The 20,166-nt window shown below is 42.1% G+C and carries 19 protein-coding genes and 1 other annotated feature; of the genes, 4 read left to right on the top strand and 15 right to left on the bottom strand.

What is annotated here, in order from left to right; genetic code table 11:
• Window positions 1-12: 12 nt before the first annotated feature.
• From ilvN to MHH58_RS04160, 11 genes are all read right to left on the bottom strand, one after another.
• Window positions 13-528 (bottom strand): acetolactate synthase small subunit, encoded by a 516-nt coding sequence (ilvN, locus tag MHH58_RS04210; protein ID WP_135095822.1) that lies wholly within the window; start codon window positions 526-528, stop codon window positions 13-15.
• Window positions 516-2,246, bottom strand: coding sequence for a biosynthetic-type acetolactate synthase large subunit (ilvB, locus tag MHH58_RS04205; protein WP_135095824.1), 1,731 nt, complete (start codon window positions 2,244-2,246; stop codon window positions 516-518). Before ilvB ends, ilvN begins: the two co-directional genes overlap by 13 nt.
• 72 nt (window positions 2,247-2,318) lie before the next feature.
• Window positions 2,319-2,557, bottom strand: a binding site (T-box leader).
• 287 nt (window positions 2,558-2,844) lie between these two features.
• A complete protein-coding gene (gene ilvD / locus MHH58_RS04200; RefSeq protein ID WP_135095826.1) occupies window positions 2,845-4,557 on the bottom strand; it encodes a dihydroxy-acid dehydratase in 1,713 nt (570 codons plus the stop codon).
• A gap of 17 nt (window positions 4,558-4,574) precedes the next feature.
• Window positions 4,575-5,570 carry a bile acid:sodium symporter family protein gene (locus tag MHH58_RS04195; protein WP_135095828.1) on the bottom strand — a complete coding sequence of 332 codons (996 nt, stop codon included), beginning with the start codon at window positions 5,568-5,570 and terminating at the stop codon, window positions 4,575-4,577.
• Between the two features lie 243 nt (window positions 5,571-5,813).
• Window positions 5,814-6,671 (bottom strand): DUF4064 domain-containing protein, encoded by an 858-nt coding sequence (locus tag MHH58_RS04190; RefSeq protein WP_135095830.1) that lies wholly within the window; start codon window positions 6,669-6,671, stop codon window positions 5,814-5,816.
• A gap of 130 nt (window positions 6,672-6,801) precedes the next feature.
• Window positions 6,802-7,077, bottom strand: coding sequence for a UPF0223 family protein (locus tag MHH58_RS04185; RefSeq protein ID WP_135095832.1), 276 nt, complete (start codon window positions 7,075-7,077; stop codon window positions 6,802-6,804).
• Between the two features lie 65 nt (window positions 7,078-7,142).
• Complete coding sequence (gene lpdA, locus MHH58_RS04180) at window positions 7,143-8,549, bottom strand: dihydrolipoyl dehydrogenase (protein ID WP_135095834.1); 1,407 nt, start codon at window positions 8,547-8,549, stop codon at window positions 7,143-7,145.
• A 4-nt stretch (window positions 8,550-8,553) separates the two neighbouring features.
• Window positions 8,554-9,801, bottom strand: a complete 1,248-nt coding sequence (locus tag MHH58_RS04175) for a dihydrolipoamide acetyltransferase family protein (protein ID WP_341345119.1) — start codon at window positions 9,799-9,801, stop codon at window positions 8,554-8,556.
• A 24-nt stretch (window positions 9,802-9,825) separates the two neighbouring features.
• On the bottom strand, window positions 9,826-10,803 hold the full coding sequence (locus tag MHH58_RS04170) for an alpha-ketoacid dehydrogenase subunit beta (protein WP_115886098.1): 978 nt from the start codon (window positions 10,801-10,803) through the stop codon (window positions 9,826-9,828).
• Window positions 10,804-10,805: 2 nt separating this feature from the next.
• Entirely contained in the window at window positions 10,806-11,912 is a 1,107-nt protein-coding gene (gene pdhA / locus MHH58_RS04165) for a pyruvate dehydrogenase (acetyl-transferring) E1 component subunit alpha (protein ID WP_115886097.1), read from the bottom strand.
• 165 nt (window positions 11,913-12,077) lie between these two features.
• Entirely contained in the window at window positions 12,078-12,707 is a 630-nt protein-coding gene (locus tag MHH58_RS04160) for a YkyA family protein (protein ID WP_167753325.1), read from the bottom strand.
• 112 nt (window positions 12,708-12,819) lie between these two features.
• Between MHH58_RS04160 and def the strand changes: the two genes are divergently transcribed.
• Entirely contained in the window at window positions 12,820-13,371 is a 552-nt protein-coding gene (gene def, locus MHH58_RS04155) for a peptide deformylase (RefSeq protein WP_115886095.1), read from the top strand.
• 53 nt (window positions 13,372-13,424) lie between these two features.
• Here def and MHH58_RS04150 read toward each other — a convergent pair whose 3' ends face one another.
• Window positions 13,425-13,691: a hypothetical protein gene (locus MHH58_RS04150; protein WP_135095844.1), complete on the bottom strand. Its 267-nt coding sequence runs from the start codon at window positions 13,689-13,691 to the stop codon at window positions 13,425-13,427.
• Window positions 13,692-13,973: 282 nt separating this feature from the next.
• Between MHH58_RS04150 and MHH58_RS04145 the strand changes: the two genes are divergently transcribed.
• The 3 genes from MHH58_RS04145 (at window position 13,974) to MHH58_RS04135 (ending at window position 16,920) form a co-directional block, all read left to right on the top strand.
• A complete protein-coding gene (locus tag MHH58_RS04145) occupies window positions 13,974-14,192 on the top strand; it encodes a DNA-dependent RNA polymerase subunit epsilon (protein ID WP_135095846.1) in 219 nt (72 codons plus the stop codon).
• Window positions 14,192-15,871 carry a ribonuclease J1 gene (gene rnjA / locus MHH58_RS04140; RefSeq protein WP_135095848.1) on the top strand — a complete coding sequence of 560 codons (1,680 nt, stop codon included), beginning with the start codon at window positions 14,192-14,194 and terminating at the stop codon, window positions 15,869-15,871. The genes MHH58_RS04145 and rnjA overlap by 1 nt, the downstream gene beginning before the upstream one ends.
• Window positions 15,872-16,011: 140 nt before the next feature.
• Window positions 16,012-16,920: an acetamidase/formamidase family protein gene (locus MHH58_RS04135; RefSeq protein WP_135095850.1), complete on the top strand. Its 909-nt coding sequence runs from the start codon at window positions 16,012-16,014 to the stop codon at window positions 16,918-16,920.
• 118 nt (window positions 16,921-17,038) lie between these two features.
• On the opposite strand, the gene MHH58_RS04130 is transcribed toward MHH58_RS04135, so the two are convergent.
• The 3 genes from MHH58_RS04130 to MHH58_RS04120 are packed head-to-tail and all read right to left on the bottom strand — an operon-like array spanning window position 17,039 to window position 20,133.
• A complete protein-coding gene (locus tag MHH58_RS04130; RefSeq protein WP_341345118.1) occupies window positions 17,039-17,704 on the bottom strand; it encodes a potassium channel family protein in 666 nt (221 codons plus the stop codon).
• Window positions 17,705-17,728: 24 nt separating this feature from the next.
• Window positions 17,729-18,754 (bottom strand): cytochrome d ubiquinol oxidase subunit II, encoded by a 1,026-nt coding sequence (locus tag MHH58_RS04125; RefSeq protein ID WP_341345117.1) that lies wholly within the window; start codon window positions 18,752-18,754, stop codon window positions 17,729-17,731.
• Window positions 18,751-20,133, bottom strand: a complete 1,383-nt coding sequence (locus MHH58_RS04120; protein ID WP_341345116.1) for a cytochrome ubiquinol oxidase subunit I — start codon at window positions 20,131-20,133, stop codon at window positions 18,751-18,753. Before MHH58_RS04120 ends, MHH58_RS04125 begins: the two co-directional genes overlap by 4 nt.
• Between the last annotated feature and the right edge of the window lie 33 nt (window positions 20,134-20,166).

The raw sequence follows: 20,166 nt of genomic DNA, 5'->3' as shown, positions 1-20,166 counted from the left end.
TATAATATTTTTTTAAACGCTGAATGATTTTAGTTCCTGGATACCTTTTTGCTGTCCGCGCCGGAAGGCTGTAACACCCGTGCGGGATAAATCCTTCAGTCCGTATGGTGTCAGCAGTTCAATTAGCGCATCCACCTTATCCGGCTTGCCTGTTACTTCTATAATGAGTGAGTTTCTTGAAACATCGAGCACACGTGCTCTGAACGGTTCGATAATACTCTGGATTTCGCCTCTCGATGTATTGTTTGCTCCGACTTTTATAAGAGCAAGCTCTCTCGAGACGATTTTAGAATCGGTTATATCATCGACTTTCAATATATCGATTTGTTTGTGCAGCTGTTTAGTCAGCTGTTCCGAGCTTTTATCGTTCGCAATATCGACAACAATTGTCATTTTCGATATGCCCGGCGTTTCAGAAGCACCAACTGTAATGCTTTCGATATTAAAACCGCGTTTGGCAAGCATTCCGGTTACTCTGTTCAGCACCCCGCTTGAGTTTTGCACTGTCAATGTAATTACTCGCTGCATGGTCTCACCCCTATCATTTCGTGATTTCCTTTACCTGCCGGCACCATAGGATAAACCAGATCAAGTTTGACAACTCTTGCATCGATCAATACCGGTTCATCCGACTGAAGAGCCTCTTTAAGTTCTCCTGATACTTCCTCTTCCTGTGTATATCTGTATGACTTCACACCGAAGCTTTCACCGAGCTTTACAAAGTCGGGATTAGTATGCATCAGCGATTCTGAATAGCGTTCGTCGTAGAATTTCTCCTGCCACTGTCTTACCATGCCGAGTGCTTCATTATTGACGATTACTACTTTTACCGGCAGGTTGTATTGTTTCAGCGTGGCCAGCTCCTGCATTGTCATTTGGAAGCCGCCGTCACCGACAACAGCAACAACTGTTTTATCAGGGAAAGCCAGCTGAGCACCGATTGCCGCAGGAAGTCCAAAGCCCATAGTGCCGAGCCCGCCGGATGTGACGAAGTGATTCGGCTGGTTAAATTTGTAGAACTGAGCACTCCACATCTGATGCTGGCCGACGTCTGTCGTCACTATCGCTTTGCCGCCGGTCGCTTCATATACCTGTTCGATAAACCACTGCGGTGAAATCAATTCATCACTGTGTTCATACCAGAGCGGATTCTGTTCTTTGTCTGTCTGGGTTTTATGTCTCCAGCTGTCGATTGGTTTCATCTCGCACTGGCCTGCATTTAACAGTTCGAGCGCTTCTTTTGCATCGGCAACTACCGGTATTTGAGTTTCGACGTTTTTGCCAATCTCAGCCGGGTCGATGTCGATATGAGCTACTCTTGCACGCGGTGCAAAGTCAGCAATTTTGCCAGTCAGTCTGTCATCAAAACGGGCACCGATGTTAATCAGTAAGTCAGCATCGTGAATCGCCATATTCGCTGCATACGTTCCATGCATTCCAGCCATGCCGAGGAAATTTTCATCGTCTGCATTAAATGTTCCAAGACCAAGCAGAGTTGATACTACAGGCAGATTATACTTTTTAATAAAGGTCCGCAATTCTTCCGACGCTTTCGCAAACTGAACACCGGCCCCTGTTAAAACAACCGGACGTTCCGACTTTTGCAAAGCTTCAAGCAAACGGCTGATCTGCAGCGGATTCGGTTTTGTTGTCGGCTGATAGCCCGGCAGGCGGAGCGCATCATCTGACGCTTCTTCCACAACTGCTTCCGAGATATTTTTTGGAATATCCACTACAACTGGTCCCGGTCTTCCTGTAGATGCAATATGGAAAGCTTCTTTAACAATACGCTTTAAATCTTTAACATCTGTTACCTGATAGTTATGCTTTGTAATCGGAGTAGTTAAACCGATGATATCCGCTTCCTGGAAAGCGTCTGTTCCGATAACTTTCGTCGATACCTGACCCGTAAATGCAACTATCGGCAGTGAATCCATCATTGCGTCAGTTATACCTGTAATTAAATTCGTTGCACCCGGTCCGCTTGTTGCAATTACGACTCCCGGCTTGCTGCTTACTCTGGCATATCCTTCCGCTGCATGGATCAGGCCTTGTTCATGTCTACAAAGAATGTGTTTGAATGAACTCTCATGACGGTAGAGCGCATCGTAAATGGGAAGTACTGCACCGCCCGGATAACCGAAGACAGTATCAACTTCATGTTCCGCTAATGCTTCTACTAATAAGTCAGCACCTGTTTTTATATTCGCAATAACTTCCTGTGAGTGTTCAACTTCAACCTTCATAATTTTTCCTCCTTATAGCATAAACTTAAAATAAAAAAGCTCATTTCTCTCAAAGATCATTTTTCTAATGATCAATGGGGAGAAAAGAGCTTTCCACGGTACCACCCAAATTCGCGTACACCTTCAGGTGCACACCTCTGCAACTGGCATAACCAGTTAAAATGAATAACGAGTTTTAACCCGTCCCTGCCTACTTCTTTTCAGCCGGGCACTCAGGGATGAGATTCTTTACTGCTGCATTCTGAGTTCGCACCAATCACTCAGTCTCTGAAAATGTTATGCAGTAACGAAGTTCCCTTCAACGCTTTAAGTTTCAATATTTGAATTGTTTGATTATTTAATTTTCTTAATGAATGTATAATACCCCGTATATAAAGCAAAAGCAACAGCAAAAAGCTAATTATTTTAAATTATCTAACATTTCTGATAATGTAATCGTTTACAATGCCGACGTGTCCACTTTCCTGAAAATCAATATTTTTGTTTACTTATTACACGAATACATCTTAAATACAGATAACGCTAAAAATACAAAAATCCGCACGTCAGCTTTCCGAAGAAGTTTGACGTACGGATTTCACTTTATTTTATTTAATTATCAGTTTCTCCCCGGCAGGTCGTCCCGGTTAAAGAAGTCTGTAATCGCACCTTTTGATGAAGAAGATACGATATGCGCGTATTTTCCGAGCACACCTTTACTGTGGAGTGGCGGCAGCACTAAATCTTTGCGGCGTTCTGCCAGGACTTCATCTGAAACGTTAAACGACAATTCTTTTGTATCCTGATCAATCGTTACAATATCTCCTGTCTGAACTAAAGCAACATTTCCTCCGTCCTGTGCTTCCGGAGCAATATGCCCGACGACAAGACCGTGGGTGCCTCCGCTGAAACGGCCGTCCGTTAAGAGTGCGACATCTTCGCCGAGCCCTTTTCCGACGATTAAACTTGATAACGACAGCATTTCCGGCATACCCGGCCCGCCTTTAGGACCAACATAGCGCACGATGACAACATCACCTTTAACAATATCGTTTGTCATAACAGCTTCAATAGCTTCCTGCTCTGTATCGAACACTTTAGCTTCGCCGACGTGACGGCGGACTTTAACGCCGGACACTTTTGCTACAGCGCCTTCCGGTGCCAGGTTTCCTTTAAGAACGATTAAAGGTCCGTCGGCACGCTTCGGATTTTCAAGCGGTAAAATGACATCCTGTCCCGGTGTTAAGTGTTCAACTTCTGCCAGGTTTTCAGCAATCGTTTTTCCTGTTACAGTCAGGCAGTCTCCGTGAATATATCCTTTTTCATAAAGATATTTCATTACACCCTGCACTCCGCCGACATTAAACAGATCCTGGAATACATATTTACCGGAAGGCTTCAAATCAGCCAAATGCGGTACTTTTTCCTGGAAATCATTAAAGTCTTCAATCGTCAGCTCAACTTCAGCTGCATGAGCGATTGCCAGCAGGTGTAAAATCGCGTTAGTCGAACCGCCGAGTGCAAGTACGACAGTAATTGCATTTTCAAAAGCTTCTCTCGTTAAAATGTCTCTCGGATAAATTTCTTTTTCGAGCAGGTTGAGTACAGCTTTACCGGCTTCATAAACATCCTGTTCTTTTTCTTTTGTCACTGCAGGATTTGATGCAGAGCCTGGCAGGCTGAGCCCCATAGCTTCTATGGCAGCGGCCATCGTGTTTGCCGTATACATACCGCCGCAGGCACCCGGCCCCGGACAGCCTGCACATTCTACTCTCTTAAGTTCTGCGTCGTCGATATCTCCATTGTTCCACTTACCGACACCTTCGAATACAGAAACAAGGTCGATATCCTGGCCATTATGACGGCCCGGTGCAATCGTTCCGCCGTATACAAAAACTGCAGGAATATTAGTATTCGCTATAGCAATCGCACAGCCGGGCATATTTTTATCGCACCCGCCGATAGCTACGAAAGAATCGAAGTTCTGACCTTGAACCATCGTTTCTATGGAATCTGCAATAATGTCCCGTGACGGCAAGGAAAAACGCATGCCCGGTGTTCCCATTGCGATACCGTCTGCGACAGTAATCGTATTAAACTGAACAGGCACACCGCCCGCTTCTGACACCCCTTCTTTAGCAAACTGAGCAAGATCGTTTAAGTGAACATTACACGGTGTCGTCTCTGCCCAGTTACTCACGACGCCAATTTGAGGTTTTTTGAAACTTTCATCGGTAAAACCGACCGCTCTCAGCATTGCTCTGTTTGGTGCTTTTAATCCGATATCATCATATACATGTGAACGGATTCTGATATCTTTTTTCTCTGTCATAATTGTTCCCGCCTTTTTTAAACTTCTGATTGGTTTACCTCTTTAAGCTTTTCTCGAGCCATGCCTTCCTTTTTATCTGCCTGTTTCTTTTTGCCAATTCTGTTCAGCCAGTTTGCTGCAAGTGAACCGGAAATATTATGCCAGACACTGAACAGTGCTCCCGGTACAGCAGCAACTGGTGAAAAGTGAGTTGCAGCAAGCGTTGCGGCAAGACCTGAATTTTGCATGCCGACTTCAATCGACAGCGTTTTTGTGTCTCTGAGATCGAAACGCAGTACTTTCCCGAGCAGAAAACCAACTAAATAACCGAGCAGGTTATGGAGTATTACAACTGCAAAAATAAGCAGTCCGGATGTAATAATATTTTCAACATTATTTGATACTACTGCGGTAATTACACCGATAATTCCTAGCACTGAAATTAATGGAAGAATGCCGACAGCTTTATCAACTTTAGTTCCGAGCAGGTATTGAACCGCTACTCCAAGTGCTATTGGTATCAGCACTATTTGGATTATCGATATAAACATTGCCGAGAATGATACCGGCAGCCAGGCACTGGCAAGAAACAATGTCAGCGCCGGAGTTATAACTGGTGCAAGAAGTGTTGTTACCGATGTTGCAGTAACTGATAATGCCATGTTGCCTTTTGCAAGGAAAGTCATCACATTACTGGATGTTCCACCGGGCGAGCAGCCGACAAGAATAACGCCGATTGCAATTTCAGCAGGCAGCTGAAATAAATAAACGAGCCCTAATGCGATTAAAGGCATGATGGTATATTGTGCAACTACAAGAGTAATGACTTCTTTCGGAGCTGTAATTACTTGTTTGAAATCTTTGAACTTTAAAGTCAAACCCATGCCGAACATAATAATACCGAGCAGCAGATTTATGTATGGTGAAATCCATGTAAAACCCCCGGGTAAGGCAAAAGCTAGAGCTGCAAATAAAATGACCCAGACAGCAAAAGTGTTTCCTATAAAATTACTAAACCTGATTAATGCATTCACATATAAGACCCCCTATACTTAATTTTTAATAGTATAAGAGGTATCATAACAGAAATATACGGTTATTAGAATATGAATATTTGATTATTTATTAAATTCAGATAACTTAAGATATGGATAAATCTCTGTACCATTGACTTCATAGCATTGTTATCGTTTACAAAATCTATAATAATTTTGTGTAAATTTCTCCATATTAAAAATCCGAAAGAATCAATAACTCTTCCGGATTGAAATATTGTCTTATTTTCGATTTCTGCGATCAACGTTGTTTCTTCTTGTACGAGCAGGATCTTCCCGGTCAATTTCGTTTAGTTCTTCAGTATCTACTCCGCTTTGCCGATTATATTCGCGGTCAGTAACCGGCTGGTCGATATTTTTTGAATCGATATTATTGTCGACCATAGACGAGTCATCTTCATCGATACGGCTGAATTTACGCGTGCTCTCAATATCTTCCCCGCGCACCTTGCTTTCCTGATTATAACCGTACTCCGTGTCTCTGTTCTGGTGAATTTTAACATCTTCATCAGGCGGAGTCTGAACGCGGTGCTGATTTGCTCTATTTTCTTCTTCAGGAAGATATTCATTGCGGTTATTGTAACCGTTACGTTCTTCACGCGGGTATGCATCTCTAGGGTCCTCGTTTTTCACAACTAAATCTTTACGTGCAAACAGCAGAATTGCTGCGATGACGAAGAACAGCGATGAGATTAAAGTAAATACTAATGGAGCTGCAAGAATCGCAGCAAGCAGCAGTAAAATACCTGCTAAAATTCTACGGCGCATATTTAACAGACCAAGTATCGCAATGATTAATGGCAATGCAAGATAAAGTGCTACCATCCAAGAACTGCTCAGCGCAGAAATTGTCATATCGATAACAGCCTGCGGATCAACTCCCTGAGTATTCATACCCTGCACCTGAGATTCCATCTGGCTGGTAATCTGGTCAATTTGATTCGGGTCATTCATAGTAACTAATGAGAAAAACAAGATTCCTGCAGTAAATGCCAGCAGTATAAGCCAGCCCAGCCAGCCGAATGTTCTTTCAGCAATGCGGCTGACAGGTTTTACAGTTTGAGTGTATTCCTTTGCCATAATAAGCCTCCTAATTTGTCTTTAGTAGTTAATACCCACCGTCAGCATAACTTAATCAAGCGATACTTTAAATTGTTAATAAAACCTCTAGAGCATTAAATTTATTAACTGCAGAGACCTTCAAGTCATTTTACGGCTTAATGATATCGGACGGTTCTGCATCTTTAAGCTGTTTAATTAGAAGGTAAGGTACTTTGCCGCTGACTTTTTCATATTCTTTGAAAAGTTTTTTCTCCTCGGATTTTGACGGTACTATCTCCTTAAAGTCCTTATAAGCTTCTTCAAATTTACCAGCCAGCACGCCTTCTTCATAACCGATTTCAACTGCCTGATAAAAAGACATGACATAGAGCACTTCCTCGGTGCTCCAGTCATAATCAAGCGGATATGAGTATTCATTATTCATTAATTTCAGCCTCCAAAGCAAATAAAGGCCAGAGTGTTTTACCCTGACCTTTAAAGTTTATAAAATTACATTGAGTGAATCGGACGTCCTAAAGCAACTTCTGCCGCTTCCATCGGAATTTCACCTAACGTCGGATGCGCATGAATTGTCAATGCGATATCCTCAAGTGTCATACCTGTTTCAACTGCAAGTCCAAGTTCAGAAATAATATCTGAAGCACCGTTACCTGCGACCTGAGCACCGATGACCAGTCCATCTTCTTTACGTGCGACGACTTTAACGAAACCGTCTGTCTTGTTAAGTCCGAGTGCGCGGCCATTCGCCTGGAACGGGAATTTGCCGGTAACAACTTCGATATTTTTATCCTTGGCTTGTGATTCATTGTAGCCTACTGTAGCAAGTTCAGGCTCAGTGAAGCAGACTGCAGGCATAGCGATATAATCAACTTCTGATTTTTCGCCGGCGATTGCTTCTGCTGCAACTTTACCTTCGTAGCTTGCTTTGTGAGCTAATGGAAGACCGTCAACGATATCACCGATAGCATAGATATTAGAAATACTTGAGCGCGATTGTTTGTCAACCTCGATTAAACCGCGGTCAGACATTTTAATTCCTAATTCTTCAAGTCCGAGCTCATCAGTATTTGGTCTGCGGCCAACAGTAACCAGTACGTAGTCCGCTTCAATTTCATGAGTTTCGTCTTTTGCTTCGTAAGTTACTTTAACGCCATTTTCTGTCTCTTCGGCAGATTTAGCCATCGCTTTAGTAACAATCGTCGCATTTTTAGATTTAAGATTTTTCTTAACCAGCTGAGTCATCTGTTTTTCAAAACCGCCTAATATATCAGGTGTTCCTTCAAGAATCGTCACTTCAGTACCGAAGTTGGCATAAGCTGAACCAAGTTCAGTTCCGATATAGCCTCCGCCGATTACGATAAGTTTTTTTGGCGCTTCTTCAAGTGCCAAGGCACCTGTAGAATCTAAAATACGGCCGCCGAATTTAAATCCTGGAATTTCGATTGGGCGTGATCCTGTTGCGATGATTGCGTTTTTGAACTCATAAGTCTGAGACTGCTTATCATCCATCACTTTTAATTTGTTGCCCTCTGCAAAGTAAGCCTCGCCTTTAACGACATCGACTTTGTTACCTTTTAAGAGCATGTCAACACCGCCGACAAGTTTGTTTACTACGCTTTCTTTAAACTCCTGAACTTTAGAGAAGTCTAATTTAACACCTTCTGTAATAACACCCATATCTTCGGAATTTTGAGCTTCCTGGTAACGGTGCGCTGATGAAATCATTGCTTTTGACGGAATACATCCTACATTTAAACATACACCGCCGACATTTCCTTTTTCTACCAGAGTTACCTTCTGTCCAAGCTGCGCTGCACGGATTGCAGCGACATAACCGCCGGGACCTGCACCAATTACAATTGTATCTGTTTCAATAGGAAAATCTCCAACTACCATTTTACTACCCCTCCATTAATAATAAATCCGGATTATTAAGCAGACGCTTAATGTGATTTAAAGCATTTTGAGCTGTTGCGCCATCGATTTGTCTATGGTCGTAACTTAGTGATAGTGCGAGAACACGTGCCGCGACAATCTCTCCGTCTCTTACGACAGGCTGTTCTTCAATACGGCCAATTCCTAAAATAGCAACTTCAGGCTGATTGATAACCGGTGTAAACCACTTGCCGCCTGCAGATCCCAGATTGGAAATTGTTACAGAACCGCCTTTCATTTCATCAGATGAAAGCTTGCCGTCACGTGCTTTTGTAGCCAATTCGTTAATTTCATCAGAAATTTCGAACATTGAAAGTTTATCTGCATCTTTTACAACAGGCACTACTAAACCTTTTTCAGTATCTGCCGCAATACCTACATTATAATAATGTTTCTGAATGACTTCAAATGTTTCATTATCAATTGAAGTGTTTAATTCAGGGTATTTCTTAAGTGCTGATACAAGCGCTTTAACAACATAAGGAAGGAAGGTTAATTTAACACCCTGCTCAGCTGCGATTTCTTTGAACTTCTTACGGTGAGCCCACAAGGCATCAACTTCAACTTCATCGATGTGTGTAACGTGAGGTGATGTGTGCTTAGAGTTAACCATTGCTTTCGCAATCGCTTTTCTCATACCGCTCATCTTCTCGCGAGTTTCCAGTTCGCCTGTCTGCTGTTTAAGAGGAGCTTTTTGTGTTCCTTCACTTGAAGCAGAAGTTTCCTCTTTAGTTTCTTCAGCCTGTTCTGACTCAGCTGCTTCAGTACCGAAGTTTTCGATGTCTTCTTTTAGAATACGGCCGTTTTTACCAGTGCCTGTAACTTCTTTAATATCCACATCGTTTTCACGTGCAAATTTACGGACAGACGGCATCGCAATAACTATTTTATCGCTGTCTGATTTATCTTTATCCGGCTGTTTTTCTTCTTTGTTCGGAGATTCTTCAGCTTTGTCTGATGAACCTGAATCTTCACTGCCGTCGTCGATTGTTACAATTGTCGTTCCGACTGTAGTAACTTCGCCTTCTTCGACATGAATTTTAGACACAGTCCCATCTACAGGAGATGGAATTTCTACGACTGCTTTATCGTTTTGAATTTCAACCAATACATCATCTTCATTAATCTTATCGCCTTCGGCAATTAGCCATTTAGCAATTTCCCCTTCGTGAATTCCTTCACCGATGTCCGGGAGTTTAAATTCAAATGCCATAATTATTCCTCCTATTATTAGACTCTAGAAATCCAGCACTTCTTTTGCACGTTCAATGATATCATCTTTGTTCGGCAGCCAGACACTTTCAGCCTGCGTGAACGGATAAACCGTATCAGGTGCAGTCACGCGTTTAATCGGTGCTTCAAGATGAAGAATCGCACGCTCCGATAATTCAGAAACTACGTTTGCTGCAACACCAGCCTGACGCTGCGCTTCCTGGATAACTACTGCTCTGTTAGTTTTCTTAACAGAATCGATTAAAGTGTCGTAGTCTACAGGTGAAACAGTACGAAGGTCGATAACTTCTGCACTCACGTCTTCTTTGGCCAGTTCTTCAGCAGCTTTCATCGCTTCCTGTACCATAGCGCCGTAGGCGATTAAAGTAATGTCTGTACCTTCCTGTTTAATGCTTGCTTTGCCGATTTCCACTTCGTAGTCCTCTTCAGGTACATCTTCACGGAAAGAACGGTATAACTTCATGTGCTCAAGGAAAATAACAGGATCATTGGAACGGATCGCTGAAATTAACAGTCCTTTAGCATCTATCGGGTTTGACGGAATTACTACGCGTAAACCTGGAGTTTGAGCCATTAAGCCCTCCAGAGAGTCTGCGTGAAGTTCCGGTGTGTTAACACCGCCGCCGAATGGCGCGCGGATAACGATTGGTGTTTGCTTGCTCGCTCCGGAACGCACTCTGTGGCGAGCTATCTGTCCCGCAATTCCATCCATTGCTTCGAACAGGAAGCCGAAAAACTGAATTTCAATTACCGGACGGTAGTCTTCTAAAGTTAAGCCTAAACCTAATGACACCAGACCGCTCTCTGCAAGCGGCGTATCGAATACACGGTCTACGCCGAATTCTTCCTGCAAACCTTCTGTTGCACGGAAAACCCCGCCGTTGACACCGATGTCCTCACCGAAAACGAGAACATTCTCATCATTTTTTAGTTCTGTAGCCATAGCATTAGTAATAGCTTGAATCATCGTCATTTGTGCCATAATTATTTAGACTCCTTCCCTTTATAGTACTCATACTGTTCTTCTAAGTTAGACGGCTTCACATCGTACATGAGGTCCATCAGCTCAGTTACAGATTGTTTTTCTGTTGCATCTGCTTCTTTTATTGCCGCTTTTACATCTTCTTTAGCCTGTTCAATTACTTCATCTTCTTTTTCTTTAGACCATAATTTCTTACCTTCTAAATAAGTACGGAAACGTACAATCGGGTCTTTCTTCTCCCAGTCGCTGTCTTCGTCTGAAGTTCTGTAACGCGTCGGATCGTCTCCCGCCATCGTGTGCGGTCCAAAACGGTAGCACAGTGCTTCAATCAGCGTAGGGCCTTCTCCCGCAACTGCACGGTCGCGTGCTTCTTTTGTCGCCTGATAAACTGCGAGCGGGTCCATGCCGTCAACAAGAACACCCGGGATGCCTGCTGCTACAGCTTTTTGAGCCAGTGTTGCAGCTTTACTCTGCAATTCTCTCGGTGTTGAAATTGCGTAATTATTGTTTTGAATAACGAAGATTGCCGGTGCATTGTAAGCTCCTGCGAAGTTGATTCCTTCATAGAAATCCCCTTGTGAAGTTCCGCCGTCACCTGTATAGGTAATTGCTACATTTTCTTTGCCGCGTTTTTTAAGACCGAGTGCTACACCTGCGTTCTGCACATACTGCGCACCGATGATAATCTGCGGGCTGAGTGCATTAACACCTTCCGGGAACTGATTCCCTTTATAATGACCGCGTGAGAATAAGAACGCTTTAGTCAGCGGCAGGCCATGCCAGATTAACTGAGGTACGTCACGGTAGCCCGGGAGTACATAATCCCCTTCAGATAATGCGTAGTGACTTGCAATCTGCGATGCTTCCTGACCGGCTGTCGGAGCATAGAAACCTAGACGCCCCTGACGGTTTAATGCCGTAGAACGCTCATCTAAAACTCTAGTCCAAACCATTCTCGTCATTAACTCAACGAGTTCATCATCGGATAATTTCGGATCCATGTCTTTATTGACGATTTCGCCTTTTTCATTCAAAATCTGAAGCATTTCAAATTTTGCTTCTATTTCTGAAAGAACATCAACTGGATTCAATTTCTTATTTGCTGCCATGTATGTTCACAATCCCTTCTAGATTTGTTTGTAATTAATTTCATTTTATCACACTACTGTTCTAACAGTAAATAAAATAGAGGTGTAACAGATTAGTACAGAGTTGATATGTCAGCGTTTTCATTAATGATACAGTTAAATCTGTTCTAGTAACACCTTGGATTTTTAGTTATTTTCAAGAATTTGTTCTATTTCGCTTTTTAACTGATTTATTTTTTCTGTTTCAGAGGCAAAACGTTCGGATGCTTCGTTAATCGGTTCGCTGTATTCGGCGATTTTGTTTAAGTGTTCATCCACCTCATCCTGTGCAATATCTTCATTTCCTAAATATTCGAACAACGCATCTTCTGCCTGCAGGGCTTCTGTATATGTATCAGTCATCGTTTTATGTGCGTCAAACCGCTCATTCATTGCTGTTACAAGAGAATCTGCTTCTTTTTTATATTCTTCATTCGAAATATCTTCCGCTGCTTCACGTGCATCTTCAAATGCTTCATCTGAATCCGCAATCAGCCCGCGTTCTTCCTCCAGCAATTCAAGACGCTCTGCAGTATTAGTCTGAAGCTCTTCGCTGATGCTGTTAATCTCTTTAATATCAGCATTGTTCAATTCTTCCTGCATCGATGCCTTTGAACCTTCCAGTTCATTATACTGTTCGTTCAGTTCGCCCAGTCCTTTTTCTTCAGTCAGACTGCCGGTAAACGCATCGTAAAAATCATTCAGTTCGGATTCCGCATTGCTGCAGGCAGATAAAAACAAGGCTGCTCCGCCCAGTAATACAATAAATTTCTTCACTTCGATATGTACCCCCATGTTAATTTAGTTTTTTTATCAGTATTTACAATACCATTTTAACGCAAATATATTGTATAATAAACCGAGTGTTTGAAACGAAGGAGGTTTTATCATGCTGACTATGGAAAATATTGTGCGCGATGGTCATCCGATGCTGCGTAAAAAAGTAAGCGAAGTGGCAGAAATCGATGCACAGACAATAGCAGAATTAAAAAGTATGAGAGAGTATCTGATTAACTCACAGAATCCTGAAGTGAGTGAAAAATACTCCCTCCGGGCGGGTGTCGGACTTGCCGCACCTCAAATTGGTCTCGATAAGCGCATGCTTGCGATATATGTTGCAGATGAAGAAGGCAATCCGGAATACGACTACATGCTGATTAATCCTAAAGTAATCAGTCACTCGGTTAATGAAACTTATTTACCGGCCGGCGAAGGCTGCCTGAGTGTCGATGAAGAAATAGAAGGCATCGTGCAACGTAAAAAACGCATCCGCGTCAGTGCTGTAACAATCGATGGAGAGAAAATCGATATTAAGGCAAAAGGCTTTTTAGCAGTTGTCCTGCAGCACGAGCTCGATCATCTGGACGGCGTAATGTTTTACGACCATATTGATAAGAAGGCGCCTTTTGAGCCGACCGGCAATGCCGAACCGCTCGAATAGGACCAATATAAAAGACGGGGATTGTGTTAAACACAGTCCCCGTCTTTTTAAGTTTAAATAAATTCATCTTTTCTGATATTATATTGAATATTTTTTTCACGCAGTTTCTGAAGCAGCATATTCATTTCTTCTTCGTTAATAAAAACCGGATCTTCTCCGTGGGGCATGTACACATCAGTATCCGTCTGACTGCTGTAGTCAGCATATACATAGTTCATCACGACCTGATTCCCCCGGACATTGAACTCGATGCCGGTAAATATTTTATCACTTCGCATCTTCTCATTTTTAACTGTCGACATAATCCTTTCTATCTTCACAGTTTTCCCTCCCTTGTTACTATTATAAAGTCTTTGCAAGTACCGGGTCTATATTGTAAAATGAGAATAAGTATATAAGGGTGTGATAGTATGCTGAGAAGGTTACGTGAGAAACTTAAGAAAAAGTTGAAAAGCATCCTGGGCAGAAAAGGTTTATTGCGCAATGAATATATGAAGGGTAAATAGCGCCCTAAATAATGTGCTTAAAAAATTTAGGCACATATTTTTATTTTTAACATTTATTTTAATAATGATAAATAACTAACAAAGGAGTCATAAATTATGGCAGTATTTAAAGTATTTTTCCAAGAAGATATGGACACGCGTATCATTAGAGAAGACACACAGATTCGCTATGTCGAGGCAGAAACAGAAGAAGAGGTTCGCAACTATTTGAAAACGAACCAGAACAACATCGAATTTATCCAGGCACTTAGTCCCGCGCATCTGGAATACGAACAAAACAATAACGAAGATTTTAAAGTAGAGACTATCGCGTAATGACGCTTGAATCAAATGAAGTAGGTGTATTTGCTCTTGGGGGACTGGGAGAAATCGGGAAAAACACATACTGTATCGAATATAAAGATGAAATTATTATTATCGATGCAGGGGTCAAGTTTCCAACAGATGATGAACTTGGCGTTGATTATGTAATACCTGATTACACTTACTTAAAAGAAAACGAAGATAAAATCAGTGCACTGATTGTAACACACGGCCACGAAGATCACATCGGCGGTATTCCTTTCTTATTAAGACAAATTTCAGTACCTATCTACTCAGGTCCGCTTGCCTTGGGGTTAATTCGCAACAAACTTGAGGAACACCATCTTCTCAGCCAGACTGAATTAATTCCTATCGATGAGGACAGCGTTCTGAAATTTAAGCATATGGATATTGAGTTTTACTTAACGACTCACTCTATCCCGGAAGCCTACGGCGTAATCGTACGGACACCGGAAGGCAATATTGTTCATACAGGTGATTTCAAATTTGACTTCACTCCGGTCGGCGAACCGGCAAACCTTGCCAAAATGGCGAAACTTGGTGAAGAAGGTGTTCTTGCCCTTCTGTCAGACTCAACAAACGCCACTGTTCCAAACTTCACTATCAGTGAAAAAGCAGTCGGCCAGAACGTTGAAGATATATTCCGTAAATGTACAGGCCGTATTATATTCGCTACTTTTGCATCGAATATTTACCGCGTGCAGCAGGCAATTGAAGCTGCGGTGAAATTCGACCGCAAAATTTGTATTTTTGGCCGCAGCATGGAAAACAACATTAAAATCGGCCAGGAGCTCGGCTATATTACAGCTCCGCCTGAGACATTTATAGAACCTAAAATGATTAACAAAATAGAAAAACATAAAGTGATGATTTTATGTACAGGTTCACAGGGAGAGCCGATGGCAGCACTGTCGCGTATTGCCAACGGTACACACAGACAAATCAGCATCATTCCTGATGACACTGTAGTTTTCAGTTCATCGCCGATTCCGGGTAACACTTTGAGCGTTAACAAAACAATCAACGCGCTTTATAAAGCAGGCGCTGATGTTATCCACGGCAAACTGTCCAATATTCACACATCAGGACATGGTTCGCAGGAAGAACAGAAATTAATGCTCCGTCTGATGCAGCCTAAGTATTTTATGCCGATTCACGGTGAATACCGTATGCTCGACCTGCATAAGAAACTGGCAATTTCAACAGGTGTCAAAGAAGAGAATATTTTTGTTTTTGAAATCGGCGACGTTCTTGCCCTGACGAAAGACAGTGCGCGTTTCTCACACCGCGTCACTGCCGGCACAGTATTCGTTGACGGCAACGGTATCGGAGATATCGGCAATATCGTTCTCCGGGACCGTAAATCATTATCGGAAGAAGGCCTCGCAATCGTCGTGCTGACAATTGATTTTGAAACAGGCGAACTGTTAAGCGGTCCGGATATTATCTCCCGCGGTTTCGTTTATATGAGAGAATCATATGGTCTAATCCGCAGTGCAGAGAAGAAAATCCGCGATGAAGTCAAAACGCTGCTCGATTCAAAAGAAAATGTTGAGTGGTATAATGTTAAACAGCTGATTATTGAAGAATTAAGCGGTTTCCTTTATAACAAAACGAAGCGGCGTCCAATGATTCTTCCGATTATCATGAGAGTTAACGACGATAAATAAAATAATATGACTTAAGCATCGATGTCCCGATTAGTTGGGATTTCGGTGTTTTTTTATTTTCTGTAACTCCTCTACACCTCCTTTTTGTCTTTAATTTAATCTATAATGAGAGAAGAATGTATTATTAAGGAGGAATTTTAATGGCACACCATAAACTTTCAAAGGATAATCTTTTTTATGCAATGAGCAAAGAGAACGAGCCGAAGTTAACAGTTAAGCTAGGAGATACTGTCGATATTGAAACACATGACTGCTTTACAGGGCAAATCACTTCCGAGGAAGGTTCTTTCGGCGGACTTGACTGGGAAAGAATTAATCCTGCAACAGGACCGGTTTACGTAGATGGCGTTAAATCGGGAGATGTTTTAAAGATAACGATTAACAGTATTGATATTTCCGATACTGGAGTTATGGTGACCGGCCCCGGTATGGGTGTGATGGGAGATACTCTGAAAGAAACGCTCGTCCGTATTTACGATGTTGATACTAAAAATAATACAGTCAATTTTAACGGCTTGCCGCTTCCAGTTAATAAGATGATCGGTGTAATCGGTGTAGCTCCGCCTGATGAAGCGGTGAATAACGGCACGCCTGATACCCATGGCGGCAATATGGATTGCCTGAAAATAACAGAAGGCATCACTCTGTACCTGCCTGTCTATCATGACGGTGCGCTGTTTGGTCTCGGTGATGTACATGCTGCGATGGCTGACGGCGAAGTCAGTGTATCAGGACTTGAAGTCAGCGCGAGTGTTAATGTAACATTTGAAAAAGCAAAGAATTTACCAACTGAACATCCAGTAATTATTAATGATGAAGGTATTTATCTGAATGTTTCCGATGAAAGTCTCGATACCGCTGTTGATACTTCAGTTCATAAAATGGCTGAGCTGCTTCAGCCGAAAACTGATTTGAGCATGGAGGAATTTACGATGCTGATGAGTCTTGGCGGCCAAACACAAATTAATCAGGTCGTTGACCCTAAAAAAACAGCACGGTACTTCATGCCGCAATATATTCTCGATCATTACGGAATTGAATTTAATTAATATGTTTTGAGTGACACTGTCATTTTTACACTGTCACTCAGCACTAATTATTACTCTCCATAATAAAAACAGCGCCTCCCTTCTCCGGGAGGCGCTGTTGACGTTTCCTGTATTGTATCTATTTAAGCCGCTCCATAACTTTCTCGAAATGATTCAGCTCCTGATCACTGCCTATAAGAATCAGTATATCGCCTCCAAGGATGCTGATCTGAGAATCCGGACTCACGATAATGTCATTATCTCTGTTAATAGCAATAATACTGATACCGAATTTTTCTCGGATATTTAAATCGCTTATACGCTTGTTCTCCAGTTTTGCGTTCGCACTGTATTCAATAATCGAGTGGTTGGTCGATACTTCAAGGTACTCGACGACAGAGGAGGATACGAGTCTGTGAGCGATCCTACGCCCCATATCCCGTTCAGGATGGACGACTATATCTGCGCCGATTTTTTCAAGTACCCTGCCATGATAGGAATTCTGAGCTTTAGTTGTTACTTTTTTAACTCCGAGATCTTTTAAAATCAATGTCGATAAAATACTCGCCTGGATATTATCTCCGATAGCAACGATGACATTATCATAATTATCAATACCGATGCTTTTCAGCATTGCCTCGTCTGTTGAATCTCCGATAATACCTTCAGAGTAATAATCCTGATATTCATTGACTCGTGCTTCGTCCGTATCAATAACGAGGACATCCACATTCATTTCACTCAGTTCCATGACGATGCTTCCGCCAAATCTTCCCAGTCCGATGACTGCAATTTCTTTTTTCATAGTATCAACCTATCCTGTATATTACTAGTATTTTTTCTTCCCCTTCACATAATCCTTATCAAATAAGAACAGTCTTACCAGCAAGAATAATGATGGAATTAATAATAGTAAACCTAATACGAAGACGACTGTCAATGCAAATGCCATATTTTCGTTAACGACAGCATCATTAATGTTTATATACGGATAAAGAATGTACGGCAGCTTGCTGATTCCGTAGCCGTAAAAGGCAAATCCGTACTGAAGCATTATCATAATAAAAGCTGTACCGTAGTTGCGGCGCTGCCAGATTAAGAAGACCGCAATCAGCATTGCAAGAAGACTCAGCCCAAATAAATACCAGTAATTCTGAGCACTCATAAAGTGTTCATAGTTATGCTGTCTTAGTCCTAAAAACGTAAACTGGGTAATAACGAGCGTCGGCAAGGCCCAGATTAAAAACCAGGTTCTCGTTAATTCACTTGCTTTCTTATCTTCAGCTTTTGCAGCATAGAACGTTAGAAAACCGCTCGAAATATAAAGCACTGAAATAATTGCGAGAAAGACAACCGACCAGCCGTAAGTGCTGAAAATTAAATTTTCAAAGTTTAAATCGATGCCCTTGGCGGTTTCTTCTATATAACCGCCTTCTGAAATGACAAGTGCAATCGACAGCGCCGCCGGTATAAGAAGTCCTGTTACACCGTACAAGGCTGACCATGACAGCTTGCTTTCCCGGTTGTATGAGTTAAACGCGTAATACGAGCCGCGTATCGACAGCAGTATCAGAGCAATCGACCCCGGAATTAACAAGGTCGTACCTAAATAATATGCTGTATCCGGATAAAACCCGACAATTCCGACGAAGAAAAAGACGAAGAAGACGTTTGTTGTCTCCCATACCGGACTTAAATATCGTGAAATAATCGGACTGATGATATTATCATCACCTGTCAATTTTGAATAAAAGTTAAAAAATCCGGCACCGAAGTCAATCGATGCGATGATGACATAGAGATATAAAAAGGTCCAAAGTACAGTTACACCGATAATCTCATAATCTAGGCTCATGGCAATTGACCTCCTTCACCTTTCAATATAATGCCGGTTTCTCCATACCAGTTTAATTTATCTTCTTCAGCTGATTTGCCTTTAAACATTCTGAGCAGCACATATATACATGTCGCTCCGAGCACCATGTACAGGAGTGCAAAAGCTATCAGCGTAATACCTAAACCGTCTGCCTGTGTCACCGCTTCAGACACTCTCATATAGCCTCTGACAATCCATGGCTGCCGTCCCATTTCTGCTAAGAACCAGCCTGCTTCTATTGCCAGAAAACTGAGTGGACCGGCGAGGGCGTACATATAGAGCAGTGCCGGATGGTGCTCGTGTATTTTTGTCCACCGCTTAGTAAATTTAACGATAAAGTACACAGCAGCGATACCGAGTCCGTACATTCCGAAGAATACCATTAAGTCAAAGAAGTAATGGATAATCAGCGGCGGATGTTCATCTTCCGGTATATCATTCAACCCTGTCACTTCAGTATCGAATGAATTTCCTGCGAGGAAGCTGAGTACCCATGGAATACGCAGTTCATATTTAACCTCCTGCGTCTCCTCATCTAAAATACCAAACAGTACTAAATCTGCATTTTCTTCTGTTTCAAAGTGCCATTCAAAAGCTGCAAGTTTTTCAGGCTGGTGTTCATGCAGGAACTTCGCCGTTAAATCTCCTGCAAGCAGTGTCAGACCGGCCATAATTACTCCAATTGACATCATCACTTTTAAGCCTTTTTTGTGATATGTTTTATCTTCTTTATGTGATGATCTGAGCAGTTTCACTGCGCTGATTGTCGCCATAAGGAAAGCAATCGTCATATATGCCGTAACGACAACGTGGAATACTCTGACCCATGACGAAGGATTGAACATTGCGGCAATCGGATCGATATTTAAAAGTTCTCCGCCTTCAAAGTCAAATCCTGCCGGTGTATTCATAAATGAGTTCACCGTCGTAATAAAAACCGCCGACAAAGTCGAACCGATAACAATCGGTATATTTAACAGCCAGTGATACCAGGGATTTTTAAAACGATCCCATGTATATAAAAATATTCCGAGGAATATTGCTTCAAAGAAAAACGCAAAGGTCTCCATAAACAGCGGCAATGCTATAATTTGACCGCCGAGTCTCATAAAGTCCGGCCATATCAATGACAGCTGCAGTCCGATTATGGTTCCGGTTACCACACCTACTGCAACGGTGACCGTATAACCTTTTGCGATACGCCGTGCCATCGTTAAGTACTGCGCATCTTTCTTCCTCAGCCCTAAAAATTCAAGAACCATAAACACTATTGGAACACCGACCCCGATAGTGGCGAAAATTATATGAAAGCCTAAAGTCATACCGGTTAAAACGCGTCCAATTAATACCTCATCCATTTGTAATCACCCCATATTCATACCTATTATTAT

It is taken from the genome of Jeotgalicoccus sp. FSL K6-3177 (assembly GCF_038050175.1).
Taxonomy (GTDB): domain Bacteria; phylum Bacillota; class Bacilli; order Staphylococcales; family Salinicoccaceae; genus Jeotgalicoccus; species Jeotgalicoccus nanhaiensis.
This window is presented reverse-complemented; position numbering and strand designations above follow the sequence as displayed.